Source organism: Trichocoleus sp. DQ-A1 (assembly GCF_039961955.1).
Classification (GTDB): domain Bacteria; phylum Cyanobacteriota; class Cyanobacteriia; order Cyanobacteriales; family FACHB-T130; genus FACHB-T130.
In genome coordinates, this window is sequence record NZ_JAMPKE010000013.1 from 1 (window position 1) to 13,078 (window position 13,078).

Annotated in this window: 11 protein-coding genes and 2 pseudogenes; 7 read left to right on the forward strand and 6 right to left on the reverse strand. The window is 47.4% G+C overall.

Going from position 1 to position 13,078, the window contains the following annotated elements:
• A pseudogene (locus tag NDI33_RS14290) lies at positions 1-100 on the forward strand (IS982 family transposase); the annotation flags it as partial.
• Positions 101-209: 109 nt separating this feature from the next.
• Here NDI33_RS14290 and NDI33_RS14295 read toward each other — a convergent pair.
• From NDI33_RS14295 to NDI33_RS14310, 4 genes are all read right to left on the reverse strand, one after another.
• Positions 210-2,276 carry a thioredoxin domain-containing protein gene (locus tag NDI33_RS14295; RefSeq protein WP_190679003.1) on the reverse strand — a complete coding sequence of 689 codons (2,067 nt, stop codon included), beginning with the start codon at positions 2,274-2,276 and terminating at the stop codon, positions 210-212.
• A gap of 118 nt (positions 2,277-2,394) precedes the next feature.
• The gene (locus NDI33_RS14300; RefSeq protein ID WP_190679005.1) at positions 2,395-3,210 is read right to left on the reverse strand and encodes a hypothetical protein; all 816 of its coding nucleotides are present in this window, start codon (positions 3,208-3,210) and stop codon (positions 2,395-2,397) included.
• A gap of 316 nt (positions 3,211-3,526) precedes the next feature.
• Positions 3,527-3,799 carry a hypothetical protein gene (locus NDI33_RS14305; protein WP_190410656.1) on the reverse strand — a complete coding sequence of 91 codons (273 nt, stop codon included), beginning with the start codon at positions 3,797-3,799 and terminating at the stop codon, positions 3,527-3,529.
• A 17-nt stretch (positions 3,800-3,816) separates the two neighbouring features.
• Complete coding sequence (locus NDI33_RS14310; protein WP_190410657.1) at positions 3,817-3,984, reverse strand: hypothetical protein; 168 nt, start codon at positions 3,982-3,984, stop codon at positions 3,817-3,819.
• Between the two features lie 69 nt (positions 3,985-4,053).
• On the opposite strand from NDI33_RS14310, the gene NDI33_RS14315 reads away from it, so the two are divergent.
• Positions 4,054-4,263, forward strand: a complete 210-nt coding sequence (locus NDI33_RS14315) for a hypothetical protein (RefSeq protein WP_190428772.1) — start codon at positions 4,054-4,056, stop codon at positions 4,261-4,263.
• Positions 4,264-4,331: 68 nt separating this feature from the next.
• Positions 4,332-4,943, forward strand: a pseudogene (gene clpP, locus NDI33_RS14320) (ATP-dependent Clp endopeptidase proteolytic subunit ClpP); the annotation flags it as partial.
• Positions 4,944-5,239: 296 nt separating this feature from the next.
• On the opposite strand, the gene NDI33_RS14325 reads toward clpP, so the two are convergent.
• Complete coding sequence (locus tag NDI33_RS14325; protein ID WP_190679007.1) at positions 5,240-6,097, reverse strand: hypothetical protein; 858 nt, start codon at positions 6,095-6,097, stop codon at positions 5,240-5,242.
• Between the two features lie 926 nt (positions 6,098-7,023).
• Between NDI33_RS14325 and NDI33_RS14330 the strand changes: the two genes are divergently transcribed.
• The 3 genes from NDI33_RS14330 (at position 7,024) to NDI33_RS14340 (ending at position 10,831) form a co-directional block, all read left to right on the forward strand.
• Positions 7,024-9,327 carry a ribonuclease R family protein gene (locus tag NDI33_RS14330; RefSeq protein ID WP_190679009.1) on the forward strand — a complete coding sequence of 768 codons (2,304 nt, stop codon included), beginning with the start codon at positions 7,024-7,026 and terminating at the stop codon, positions 9,325-9,327.
• A 79-nt stretch (positions 9,328-9,406) separates the two neighbouring features.
• The gene (locus NDI33_RS14335; RefSeq protein WP_190410662.1) at positions 9,407-10,015 is read left to right on the forward strand and encodes a flavin prenyltransferase UbiX; all 609 of its coding nucleotides are present in this window, start codon (positions 9,407-9,409) and stop codon (positions 10,013-10,015) included.
• Between the two features lie 78 nt (positions 10,016-10,093).
• Positions 10,094-10,831 (forward strand): LapA family protein, encoded by a 738-nt coding sequence (locus NDI33_RS14340; protein WP_190679011.1) that lies wholly within the window; start codon positions 10,094-10,096, stop codon positions 10,829-10,831.
• Positions 10,832-10,960: 129 nt separating this feature from the next.
• Here the strand turns inward: NDI33_RS14340 and NDI33_RS14345 are convergent, their stop codons facing one another.
• Entirely contained in the window at positions 10,961-11,152 is a 192-nt protein-coding gene (locus tag NDI33_RS14345; RefSeq protein ID WP_190410913.1) for a hypothetical protein, read from the reverse strand.
• Between the two features lie 381 nt (positions 11,153-11,533).
• Here NDI33_RS14345 and NDI33_RS14350 point away from each other — a divergent pair, with 381 nt between their 5' ends.
• Complete coding sequence (locus NDI33_RS14350; protein ID WP_190679013.1) at positions 11,534-13,042, forward strand: NB-ARC domain-containing protein; 1,509 nt, start codon at positions 11,534-11,536, stop codon at positions 13,040-13,042.
• The last annotated feature ends 36 nt before the right edge of the window (positions 13,043-13,078 follow it).

A 13,078-nucleotide genomic window follows, 5' to 3' on the forward strand; every position in this document is an offset into this window, starting at 1 on the left:
TCCTGTCAACTTTGCCGTCAATTTGATAGCCGGCTTAATTGCCTACTGCCACCAGCCCAAGAAGCCCTCCCTGATCAACGATGCTGCCTTGCCTGCTTAACCCGAACTCACGTTAAAATAAATTGCGGCTAATCGCTAAAGCCAATTCCGAAGGTGAAATTAAAAAAGAAGAATTAAATCTTACCTTTTTAATTTCTAACTTGGTACTTTTAATTGCGAATTTGACTTTGCTGCACTTGTTCCCACATTTGGGCGTGACTTTGGGGCGGTTCCAGACAAGTTAGTCCTTGACAAACTAATCCCACCGCACCCGATGGCAGATTCGACTCCGCCGTCGATACCGTTGTAGGCAGATATTGAGCAACTAAAGGAGTTAGGTGGTCAACAGTAGTGCGAACCAGCGTACAGTGGTGATACCAATCCAGGGCGGTAAACAAACTGGGACAAGCTTGAGGTGACTGATGCATCACACTGCTGAAGGCTTGCAAAGCTTGTTCGCTGCGGTCGAGATAGGTAAGATTTTCAGTGAGTAAAGCCAGACGCACTAAGTTAGCGATCGCAATTCCATTCGCGGATGGTGTGGCATTATCCACATAGCTACGTTCCCGCACTAACAGATCGCTACTAGCATCGCTGGCGGTGTTATAGTATCCACCCAGTTCCACACTCCAGAGGAGTTCGTCAAATTCTTCTTGCAGGGCGATCGCTTTCTCCATCCAGAAACTAGCGTGAGTTACTTGGTGCAAATCTAGCAGCGCTTTGATAAACAAAGCGTAATCTTCCGACTGGGCCAGTATCGAAGGTTTTCCGTCGTAGTTGAGACGATGGAAGCGCCCCTCTACCCACTGACAATCCAAAATGAAATTAGCCGCTTTTCCAGCTAAGGACAGATATTCTTCCTTCCCAAATACCCCGTAAGCTCTGGCTAAACCTGAAATCATCAGGCTATTCCAAGCCACAATCATTTTAGTATCCGTCACTGGCGGAATTCGACCCGACCAACTGCCAGTTTTTGCCTCGTGGTTATTGCGGGCAGGAGGAAAGGTTTCTAGGGCGGCGGGTGGCGTACCGTAACGTGCTTCAAATAGCTTTGCGAGTGCCCTTTCCACTGTTTCGCTCAAAATACCCGGATGGCGGCGCTGTAAGACGTTGAGACCTTCAAAGTTGCCTCCTGGCGTCACGGTAAATTGCAGTTGAATTTCCTCTAACTCCTCTGGAGTCAGCAATTCGACTACTTCAGGGTACGTCCAGACATAAAATGCCCCTTCCTCTGGTTCTGCTTCCTCGGGATGGGTAAAATTATCCGCGTCTTGGGCAGCATAGAAATAACCCTGCGGTGCCGTCATTTCTCGCTTTAGCCATTGAAATGTACCTGCGATCGCTCTTTCAAATGCCGGTTCTTGTATCCCAGCACTCCACAAATCAGCCAGATACTCGACAATCTGCCCATTGTCATAGAGCATTTTTTCAAAATGCGGTACCGTCCAAGTCGGATCGACCGTGTAGCGGTGAAAGCCGCCGCCTACATGGTCGTAAATCCCGCCCAGTGCTAAATCTAAACCGCGCTGGGTACACGCCTGCTTGGCATCGTATTTGGATTCAAAATTAAATCGAATTGCTCGCAGCGCCAACTCGGCATAGGGCATCATTGGGAAACTAGCGCCATGTTCGCTAGAAGCCACTATCCCGGTATTCGTTTCTAACCCCTGCTGTAGCAAATCCTTGTTGGTCAGGGCAGGTTTTAAACCCGTCCCCATACTTGGTCGCAGAATGGCTGCTTGCTGGAGATGACCGAGAAGTTCTTCTTTTACCGCGTGCAACTTCGCTTTGTCTGTATCGTAGTAACCACGAATCGCTTGTAGCACTTGTAAAAATCCGGGACGCCCGTAGCGCGGTTCTACCGGAAAATATGTACCTCCATAAAACGGCACCCGATCCTCAGGAGAGAGAAAGACATTCAAGGGCCAACCGCCTTGACCTACCATCATCTGTAACGCCTGCATATAAATACTATCAATGTCAGGTCGTTCTTCCCGGTCTACCTTGATCGGGATAAAGTTGGCATTCATATAGTCTGCGATCGCCTGGTCGGAAAACGCTTCTCCTTCCATCACCGTACACCAGTGGCAGCTGGAGTAGCCAATCGATAGGAAAATTGGCTTATTGTCCCGCTTGGCAGCTTCTAGGGCTTCTTCACTCCAAGGCCACCAGTCGATGGGATTTTCAGCGTGTTTGCGGAGGTACAGACTTTCAGCTTGATTGAGGCGATTGGTCATGGGGCTAATAGCAGAACTCGATATGAGTACGTTTTCACCCCTAGCAGTTTAGCGTGATGAATGGAGCGATCGCTCCATCCCACGCTAGATTCTGGTCAATCGTGGCTGGGTGAGTACATTAGTTAACCGAACCTTTGAGCGAAGCGTTATTTTCTTTAATTTCGATATCGTTTATTTTTAAACGTCCCAATTCCAGTTCCAGTTTCAATCTTTGTTCAATTTTCTCTTGAGGAATTCCCAGCCGCTGGGAAAGTTCTGCTGTCGTAAAACTCAAATTCCCCACTTTTATTTTTGTTTGTTCTTCAAGTTTTAATTGCCCATTTTCTACCCTTGGCTTACCTTCCACACCAATATAAACTTCTTTCTCTTCTAAAAAAGGGAATGTTTTTATAACTTTTTCCAACAATTCTTTCTCTTGTTGATTCAGTTCTTCTTTGGGAACTTCTGAGACATTGAATACAACCCCGCTTTCTACCTGACCATTCTTGATGGTTGTATTGAGGCCCTTGGTAGATGCCAGTAACTTACTGGTATTTTTATCTTTAGCAATTGTTGAAATTACCAAATCATTAACTTCATGTTCGCTCAAATCAATTTCTATATTTTGAGTGCCTAATTCCGCTTGCGGGTTTTCGGTAATTTTATCAATAGCAGTTTTTTCATCACCTCCATCGCGTCTGCCTAGTTTTGTTGGCAATCCTTGGCTAGCCCCAATGCTATTTTCTATTTTGGCATCAACATTTCTTTGCAATCTGTCTTTGACTGTTTGGACTTCAGCTTCATTGCGAAAGTTAATTTGCCTAACTTGGGAATTTGTAGCTTTTTCTTTGCTAATATACCATTCAGGAAGTTGGGTTGCCTGTTTCCAGTAATAATAAACTACTGAAAAAGAACTCAGGGCTAACAACAAAAATAGAAAAATGCTTTTTTTCATATTTAACTCAATTTCCTTTTGTCACAAAATCTGATATTGATATATAAAGATTTTATTCTTCTTTATAAAAAAATTAGGTTCTTTTCTTTTTTAGGGTTCTTTATGCTTTTGGCGTTGAATAACATTGCCTGGTTCGCGGGAAGCACAGGGATGAGAAAAAGAAAAGCACCCCAGCCGCTATAGCTTGCGTAGATTATAGATGCCGCCCCTATCCAAGCGAGCAACTAGAGCGCTAGGACAGGGGTGCTAGGAGCGTGCTAAGAGCAACACCGCTTCGCTACCGCGCCTACCAATAACTTCCATCAATTAAAGCATCCTATCTCTGGCTTGATTGATGGAGGGGGCGATCGAGGCGCTGTTGGTACAAACAGACAAAAAACTCAATTTCTTGTCGGGCACTTTGTTGGAGTGGTGTAGGAAGAGAATCCGCTAACACGGTAAAAGGTTCTGTGACACTTTCGAGTAAATCGTAGATTTCTTCTAAAGGTACATCCTGATATTGCCGTGTCTGTGCAGCCAGTGCTGCTGTTGGCGTTAAGTCAATCTTCTGTTGAGCGATCGCTTCTAAATCTTTAAATTGCACGGTCATATCGAGCAACTCCTTTGTTAATAAGGACGCATCTGTACAGAAGTCGATCCAGTCAACTCCCCATTAGCGTTGGGTTGAGCAGTTGAGAGCGAGCGCGGTGTCTGAATTGTGGTTGGGACGCTTAGTGCTGCGATTACATTGAGCAACAAGGTGATCGTGGCGGCTTGCAGAAGTCTTTTAGGCATGACTCGGTTCCCTCCATCCCCGAATAGTTCTAACAGTACGATTTGCTATAGCGATCGCACTTCGTCCCATTGATTCACCCAGTTGGGCGATTGTTTCCTGACGAAGACAACCAGCAAGATGCGATCGCTGTTGAAAAACCGAACCCCAGAGGACACAACGACAAAACACCCCTACCCTTTCAGTGCTACCGACGGGTTTTCCCTGATGTTCTACATTCCAGCCGACAAGCCCAATCCACCTGCTGCAAGCGCACCTTCTCGCTAGGGTTGTATCGGTAGTATTTCCAGCACCCGGTACTTTCTCCTACAATCGCTAAAATTAAGAAAAATCACCCGAAAAAGCAGACTCCATGATTCCTACCGTTATTGAACAATCAGGTCGTGGCGAACGTGCCTTTGATATCTACTCCCGGCTCCTCCGGGAACGCATCATCTTCCTGGGACAACAGGTTGATTCCGACCTTGCCAACTTAATCGTGGCTCAGCTGCTGTTTCTAGACGCTGAAGATCCAGAGAAAGACGTTTACCTGTATATCAACTCTCCCGGTGGTTCCGTCACCGCAGGTATGGGCATTTTTGACACGATGAATCAAATCCGCCCGGATGTTTGCACCATCTGCCTCGGATTAGCCGCTAGTATGGGCGCTTTCCTCCTCAGCGCGGGTGCTAAAGGCAAGCGGATGAGTCTGCCTCATTCCCGGATCATGATCCACCAGCCTCTCGGCGGCGCTCAAGGTCAAGCCACCGATATTGAGATTCAAGCCAAGGAAATCCTGTACCACAAAAGACAGCTGAACGAATATCTGGCTAAACACACAGGTCAGCCCATCGAGCGGATTGAGGAAGATACCGAACGCGATTTCTTTATGTCGGCAGAGGAAGCCAAGGACTACGGTTTGATCGATCAGGTGATTAAACGCAGTCCCTCTGCTACCCGCACAGCCGTTGCAGCGGTATAGAGAACTAAAAGTTAACGGACGTGCAATTTCTGGTTAGCCCCTCCATCGAGCGGGGCTTGGGAGGATCGAGTCAAGCAAATGTTGTGAGCTCCCCTCAGGAACATAGATTAAATAACTTACGCTCGTTCACGTTCTGTAGGGACATGGCAATGCTATGTCCCTACTACGCAAAAATGGGAGGTTAATCAATCCACGAGCATTCGCTCCCGATTGATTGAGGGAGAAATACAGAAAATTACACATCCCGTCAATAAAAAATGGAGCTTCCCCCATTTTTTATTGACAATGTTGCTCAGTTACTTTTCCGGTGTTGGGAGAGATTCAAGATAGCGCAGGAAATCCAGCAATTGTTCCTGATTCAGCTCCGAACGACCTCGCTTACCGTAGGTTCGCTTCAGATAATCTTTTCCTTGCTCAGCAGTCCAGCGCAAACGCTTAATTTCTACCGTCGTTCTAGCCATCGCTTCGGATAAGTCCATCTCCTCAGCAGCAGAACTTGTGCTACCGATAGTCATATCCATCGGACTTGGCTGAATAACCTCTTCGCTAGCGTGATAACCAGGCGAAGAGGTCATTGGCTGATTATGCTGGCTGCTAAACAAGCCTCCCGATATTTCTTCGGGTGTCTCGATCGCAGCATCATCCCCATAAAGCTCAGTATGGGCAGGGGAATACTCTTCTGCAAACGGGACATCCTGATTCGATAGCACGACGGGAGGTGGTGAAGCAGCTTCTTTTTGTCCCCGATCTGAGAAGGACATTCCAGCCATATCATTGAAGCTGACTGGATCGGAATACATCCGATTTGGGTTTGGCTGCGGGGGGCTTTCTGAGGGAATGACAGTTTCCCGTCTGGGGTTAGCGATCGCCCCCACTGGCACCTCAACCGCCACAGTTTGCGTAATCTGAGCATCAGACTGCGTAACTGGAGTGTTGTGGCTAGAACTTCCAGCAGGAATTCCCAAACAGTTCAACGCTCTGGCTGTTGCCTTGTCTTCTGCCAGCTCAATCTCACCGGCTGCTGCCAAACCTGTCGCTAGGATGACACCTTCGACTTGAACAGCGGCTTTGACCACGTACTTTCCTTCATGAATGGTCAGTAACTCAGTGGTCAGGCTGCCTAAGGGATAACGAACTCGGAATTGAGAAAACATAATACTCCACGCCACCCAAACCTAGTCGGGTTTTTTGGCTCCCATCAACGTTAAGTATAGTACGCCCCCTGAAAAACGATTTTAGAGAAGGTACCGCAAGAAACTAAAATAATTAGAGACTGTTCATCGGTATGGTATAAAACCATTCGCTACTGCCCGCTACGCTCGCAAGTGACCGAGTCCGTTTCACAGTGGTTGGCTTGAGAAAAGGCAGTCAGACAAAGTGCTTGTCGTCGCTTTTGTCGTCAAGCACCTGAACAGAGAAAGCACTGGTTGCTGCCAGTCGCTGGTTGCATCCAGAGTTCTTGTTCGGGACATCTGCTTGATATTCGCAAAGGCGGGCTGAAGGAGGGATGGTTGCCTGACGATGTTCCCTTGACGCTCAACTGTGGACTGTAGATTAAAGACGACCAACCGTGGACTAGAGACTACCAAACGCAGCCGTCTGTTGTCCAAAATCTGTAAAAAGACAAAATTTTGTTTGTTTACAAAGTCTAAAATCGATAGTCCAAAATCTTCCGCTCGCGTAGTGTATGCCGCGATTAACTGCGACTCCTCGCATAGCGTATATCGCGATATGCATCTCCTCGTGTAGCGCTAAGAAGGCTAGAGCATCGCGTTCGATGACGATGACAAGGTTTCGCATACTGTAGGGTGAGAAACGCGCCACCCAGGTAGTAGCGAGACATCTGTTAAAAACGCGGCGAATTTGGCGCTGCCACATCAGGGTAAAAATACCCATGCTTTCTAAGCATGGCGTCAGGATAACAAGGAGAAAAATCGCTTTCAATCGTCAGCGGTCAACAGTCAGTAGTCGGTAAGAAGAAAGAAGCAACTGTTGTAGAGACAAGGTTAGCTCATCTCTATCAGCTGACAAATTTAGACAAACAGAATTGTTTTTATGGTGGAGGCAAACTCATAGCTGCATGGAATTTTCAATCGCTACACTACTTTCTAATTTCACAGATGACAAATTAGTTGCTCCTAAGGTTCTGGAAAAAAAACTGCGTTGCCAGGATGAAGAGAGCTTAACTAAACTACAAATTGCCTTGGATGCCTTGGAAAAAATTGGCATTTTGGTCAAAGATCGCGGTAAGTATCGGCGCGTCCAAGAAGAAGATGTCGTCGAAGCCAAACTGCGCTGTTCGAGTAAAGGGTTCTGCTTTGCCATTCAGGAGGTAGAAGGAGCGGAGGATATTTACGTCCGAGAGAGCCATCTGAGTACTGCTTGGAATGGCGATCGCGTTCTCGTCAAAGTCACCAAAGAAGGAAACCGCAAACGCTCTCCAGAAGGGGAAGTACGGCTGATTCTAGAACGAGCCAATCCCTCGGTCTTAGCACGAGTCAAGCAAGTCGAAACCGGCTTTAGAGCCGTCCCTCTAGACGATCGACTGCTATTTGAACTGAATCTGCATCCGAACGGTCAAAACTTGGCGGAAGCCGTCGATTACCTGGTTCACGTCGAAGTTTTACGCTATCCCCTGGCATCGCAGCCGCCGATTGGCAAAGTCGCTCGCATTCTCGGCAGCAATGCAGAAGCCGCCGCAGACACTGATATCGTCTGTTGCAAGCACGACTTACCTCGCAACTTTCCGGCTGAGGTGCTAAGAGCCGCAGAGGAATTGCCCAAACAGCCGAGTCAAAAAGATTTCAAGCACCGGCTGGATTTGCGGAATTTGTTAACTCTTGCCTTTATTCCTGAGCCTTCAGGAGCGGGAAGTGAGAACGAAACCGCTCAGCACGTCACAGAAAACGCTCTGACTCTTAACAAAACAGAGGCTGGAGCGTGGCAGTTGGGCGTCCACATCACGGATGTTGCCCACTACATTGAGCCACAAGAAGCCCTGGATCGGGAAGCTCGCAAGCGAGGAAACACCGTCTATCTGGGAGACATGGTGCTGCCAATGCTACCGGATGCTGTTGCCAGTCGCTGCTCCTTGGTACCCGGCGAAGCTCGCTTAGCGATCTCGGTACTGTTAACTCTCGATTCCGCCACCGGACAAATGGTGGAGTATGAGATTCAACCCACGGTGATTCAAGTAGATCGCCAACTCAGTTACGACGAAGCGACGGCAATTTTAGAGCGTCATCAAGATGCCGAAGCGCCAGTGTTTGAAATGCTCAGTCAGTTGTTTTACGAGCTGAGTCCGGCGGTGAAAGCACAGCGCCTAGGGAGGGGAGGATTTGAACTGAATCTGCCCGGTACTCAATTGCCCTACAACGATGAAGGCATCCTAGGAGCGATTGTATTTTCGGGAGGAGTGCGTTCTCTAGTTGTAGAGTTGATGCTCCTGGCAAATCAAGCGATCGCTACCCATTTGCAAGCACTCTTTCTGCCTGCAACGTATCGCATTCAGCCTTCTCCAGACCCGGAGGATGTGCAGGAATTGATGAAGTTGGCGAGTAATCTAGGCATGGAACTGCGCTTAGAGCAGGAAGAAGCCGTGACATCACGGGATTATCAACGTTTTACCCAAATGTTCGCTCAATCCCAGTCAGAGCGAGTCTTGATGTATCTGTTGCAGTCCACCCTGAGACCCTGTGGTTACAGTACAGCTCCAGGCTCTCACTTTGGTTTGGCTTTGGGAATAGGCGAGGACGAAAGCCCCTACACCCACTGTCTCTCACCGCTGCGACGCTACGCAGATTTACTGATGTCGCGGGTATTGCTTGCTGTATTCGAGAAAGGGCGCGATCGCCGAACCACTCGCGCCAAAGAAAGCGTGAATCTGCGTCATAGTTCCGCCCACGGCAATATCAACTGGAATGTCTTGCCACCAGACGTGCAAGAAGATTTAGAAAGCCAGCTACAGGGTATCGTTGTGCATCTCAACGAGCGTGAAAAGCTGACTTCAGATGCACAAGCGGATCTGGAAGGACTCAAAAAAGCCGAGCTAATGAAGGAACGCACGGGAGAAGTCTTCCAGGGGTTAATTACCGGCGTCCAGTCTTACGGGTTCTTTGTGGAAATTGAAGACTTGCTGGTGGAAGGACTGGTACACGTCAGCTCTCTTAAAGATGACTGGTACGAGTTTCGCTCTCGTCATGCTTGTCTGGTTGGACGGAAAAGCCGCGTTTCTTATCGTCTAGGCGATCGCGTGGAAGTCCAAGTTAAGAGCGTTGATTACTATCGTCAGCAAATTGACTTGGTCATTGTCGGCGGCGGTAGCGAAGCCAGCAATGAGGATATAGAAGCAGATCCTTCTGCCGATCCTGAATTGGATGAATAGCTAATCGTTAATGGCTCATGGTGTGTTCAAGAACCATGAGCCATTAACCGTTTAGCTAATTACCCATTACCTACTACTAATGACCAAACCCCTTATCCTCGGCATCACGGGTGCCTCTGGCTTAATTTATGCCGTACGTGCCTTAAAATTTCTGCTCCAAGCTGAGTACAGCGTTGAACTGGTTGCCTCCAAATCTACTTACATGGTTTGGCAGGCAGAGCAAACTATCCGGATGCCTGTAGAAGCAGTGGCACAGGAACTATTTTGGCGACAGCAAGCTGGAGTCGAAACGCAGGGTAAACTTTACTGCCATCCTTGGGGCGATGTGGGAGCCAATATTGCCAGTGGTTCCTTCCGCACCCTAGGGATGGTGATTATGCCGTGTAGTATGAGTACCGTGGCGAAACTGGCAGCTGGCTTAAGTTCCGACCTTTTGGAGCGAGCAGCAGATGTCCAACTCAAGGAAGGGCGGAAACTGGTTCTTGTGCCCCGCGAAACGCCCTTTAGCTTGATTCACCTGCGTAACCTGACGGCTTTGGCAGAAGCAGGTGCCCGAATTGTCCCAGCAATTCCTGCTTGGTATCACAATCCCCAAACAATTGAAGACTTAGTAGACTTTGTGGTGGCGCGTGCCTTAGATCAGCTAGATATTGACTGTATCCCGATTAACCGATGGGAAGGAAAATGAAAAATTAAAAATGTAAAATTGAAAATACAAGAAGAAATTCTGCATTTTTAAGCTTTAATTTTTAATTTTTAATAGATTATGCCTGCGATTCGGATTTTACTGCTGATGTTGGTGCTAGGGTCCGTAGCACTACTTGCTTTACAAAATTTGTCGCCGGTGCTAGCGCTGGTATTTTTGGGTGCTAAGACGCAAGCGCTACCTGTAGGGGTTTGGATTTTGGCAGCGATCGCAACGGGTGCCCTAACTGGCAGTTTCCTGCAATTGTTGAGCTATCTGCAACGGCGTCCCTTACAAGCACGCATCCGCAAACTAGAAGCCACAGAACCCCCTCGTTCCAACCAGTCGCGGCGTGAAACTGCCCAATCTACCTATACCACTCAACAAACCTCTACCACTCAACAAACCAGTTACACCCCTCCCCCTCCGCCAGAGCCAACGAATACCGATGCGGATGGAGATGACTGGGAAGAGGAGGTTGCGGAGGATGATGATTGGGGGGATGAATTGGAGGAACCACGCGATCGCACTCCAAGCCGACAACCGTTTGCAAAAGAATCTGTAGAAGAACGTACAACCTACGAGCGTCAGCAAGAACCGAAAAGCGCCTCTCGATCGGGTTCCGTCTATTCTTATAGCTACCGGGAACCGCGCAATTCTGGGGTGGGAAAAACTGAAGCCGTTTATGATGCTAGTTACCGGGTAATTACCCCGCCCTATCAGGAACCTGAACCTGTACGGAAAACCAATCCGGATGAGGACGACTGGGGATTTGAAGACGAGGACGACGAGTTTGACACTGATTGGAAGAACCGATAAGCCTAGAGGGTGACTTTTTTTTGTGAGGGTTTCCCTCAACCCCTCTCCGGGGAAGCATTCACACGCTTTATTATTTTGACTCCTGAATGCTCAAGTCATTAACCCCAAGAATTAACTCCAAACCACTGCTTATAACCGCATCAGTTCGCGCGATTGCTGCTTAACAAGACCTGTCATTGCGGCTTTCTGCAAGGTCATGAAGGCATTAAAATCCTCATTGTCATACTTTTTTCTTAATAACTGTCGCAGTTGATCTTCAGCTTCAACGGTTAAATATCCAATAGTCAGTGCTTGTTCGACAAGTTCGCGGATGAGCATCATAATTTGTCACCAACTCAATCAACACCAGGAGAAACCATTAGGTTTTTAAATAGGGAATTCACGTCAGTTAATTTACGGATGCCTTTTCTGAGCCAGGGCAATATAATTGAGCCGCAGGGTAGGGTAATGCCGTTAAAACCTAGGAAAACCATCGCTTCACCTCTTTTCTCCCTCTCAAAAACTGTGAAATTTTAATGAACTTTAGATGAAAGTTAGATAAAGTCTCCCTAAAATTTAAGGATAGCCAAAATATTAAAAAAACTTCATCTAACAATCGTTATTAAATTCGTTAGAACTTCATCGTAACTTCGTTAGGATTTCATAATTAATCCGTTAGAATCAGGCGTTGACAGCCTTTATTGAGGTTAGCAACGCGAGAGAATGGTATCAACTGTTGAGCGGCAGGACGACGAGTTTACAGAAGCAGCAAATAATTGGCATTTGGAGAAGCTTTATCTAGATTTAGCATCTGCCAAAGGAAGGAGTTTGACACCTGTTGAGAAGAAATTCTTAAGAGGATTGTTGTGTGGCTATAGTCCAGCAGAAATAGCAGACACTGTCTACAAAAGTCGCACTAGCAGTGCCGTTAGAGTTTACTTATCGAATGGGCTGTACAAATACATTCAAGAACTCCTGATTCGCCAGACGGGTGACGTTATAAAAATCAAGAACTGGAGCCGCGTCACCAACTTGCTCTCAAAAGCTGGATATAAAATAGATTCCGCTAACGTATCCGAACACGGTCAAGCTGAGACATCTACCATCGGGACGGCGATCGCTTCCCAGGATTGGGAAGAAGTGATTGATGTAGCAGCTTACTACGGTTGCGAGGAAGAACTGGCAACCTTAGAGCAGTGGATTGTCCACGACAGCTGCCGCTTAGTGGCATTGTTGGGGATAGGGGGAATCGGGAAAACTGCTCTTGCTGTAAAGCTAGCAGAACAGATTCAGCAAGATTTTGAGTTTGTCATTTGGCGATCGCTACGTCATGCTCCATCAGTTCAAGATTTGGTGGCAAACTTGGTTCAATTTCTGTCTCAAGGACAGGAAATCATCGGTGACGCAACCGCAGACGAGGGAATTTCCCTACTGATGGCTTATCTGCGATCGCACCGCTGTCTGATCGTCCTCGATCGAGCTGAGGAAGTTTTATCTCCTATCCAACACGCTGGATACTATCGTCCCGAATATGAGGGATATGGGGAACTGTTCCGACGTCTGGGAGAAGAACGCCATCCTAGCTGTCTGGTTCTCACCAGTCGGGAGAAACCGAAAGAAATTGCATCCTTAGAAGGGGAAAACTTACCCATTCGTTCCTTAGAACTCAGGGGGTTGTCAGCATCCGATGGACAAGAGTTACTGCAACTCAAAGGTTTAGTTGGCTCAACCGAAGAATGTAGAGTCCTGATCAACCGCTATGCGGGAAATCCGCTAGTCCTGAAAATTGTAGCAACGACGATTCAAGATGTCTTTGACGGGAATATCACCGACTTTTTAGCAGAAGGGTTGGTTGTCTTTGGGGATATCCGAGATCTATTAGATCGGCAGTTCAATCGCCTCTCGGACTTAGAAAAAAAAGTAATGTACTGGCTGGCAATTCGTCACAAGTTAATTCCTATACGTTCCTTGCGAGACGAGGTGGTGCCGGGAGTATCGAAACGGCAGCAGCTAGAAGCAATGGAATCTTTGCGACGGCGATCGCTGATTGAAAAAACCTCGAATAATTTCACCTTGCCACCTGTTGTCAGGGCGTATCTCGCTGACAAATTAGTTGAGCAGATTTGTGAAGAAATGACGACTAAAGATGTGGCTCTTTTATTAAGCTTGGGGCTAATTAACGCTCCATCTGGGAGATACGAAACCAACCGTCGTCTAACCTTACCGGGTTAACATTACCGGGTTAACAAAGGGCTGGAAAGGACGATT

Bases quoted from the DNA above. Each gene is read 5' to 3' on its own strand.
- NDI33_RS14350 (WP_190679013.1), top strand. From the start codon at position 11,534: ATGGTATCAACTGTTGAGCGGCAGGACGACGAGTTTACAGAAGCAGCA.
- NDI33_RS14305 (WP_190410656.1), bottom strand. From the start codon at position 3,799: ATGACCGTGCAATTTAAAGATTTAGAAGCGATCGCTCAACAGAAGATT.
- NDI33_RS14340 (WP_190679011.1), top strand. From the start codon at position 10,094: ATGCCTGCGATTCGGATTTTACTGCTGATGTTGGTGCTAGGGTCCGTA.
- NDI33_RS14295 (WP_190679003.1), bottom strand. From the start codon at position 2,276: ATGACCAATCGCCTCAATCAAGCTGAAAGTCTGTACCTCCGCAAACAC.
- NDI33_RS14325 (WP_190679007.1), bottom strand. From the start codon at position 6,097: ATGTTTTCTCAATTCCGAGTTCGTTATCCCTTAGGCAGCCTGACCACT.
- NDI33_RS14300 (WP_190679005.1), bottom strand. From the start codon at position 3,210: ATGAAAAAAAGCATTTTTCTATTTTTGTTGTTAGCCCTGAGTTCTTTT.
- NDI33_RS14335 (WP_190410662.1), top strand. From the start codon at position 9,407: ATGACCAAACCCCTTATCCTCGGCATCACGGGTGCCTCTGGCTTAATT.
- NDI33_RS14330 (WP_190679009.1), top strand. From the start codon at position 7,024: ATGGAATTTTCAATCGCTACACTACTTTCTAATTTCACAGATGACAAA.
- NDI33_RS14345 (WP_190410913.1), bottom strand. From the start codon at position 11,152: ATGATGCTCATCCGCGAACTTGTCGAACAAGCACTGACTATTGGATAT.
- NDI33_RS14310 (WP_190410657.1), bottom strand. From the start codon at position 3,984: ATGCCTAAAAGACTTCTGCAAGCCGCCACGATCACCTTGTTGCTCAAT.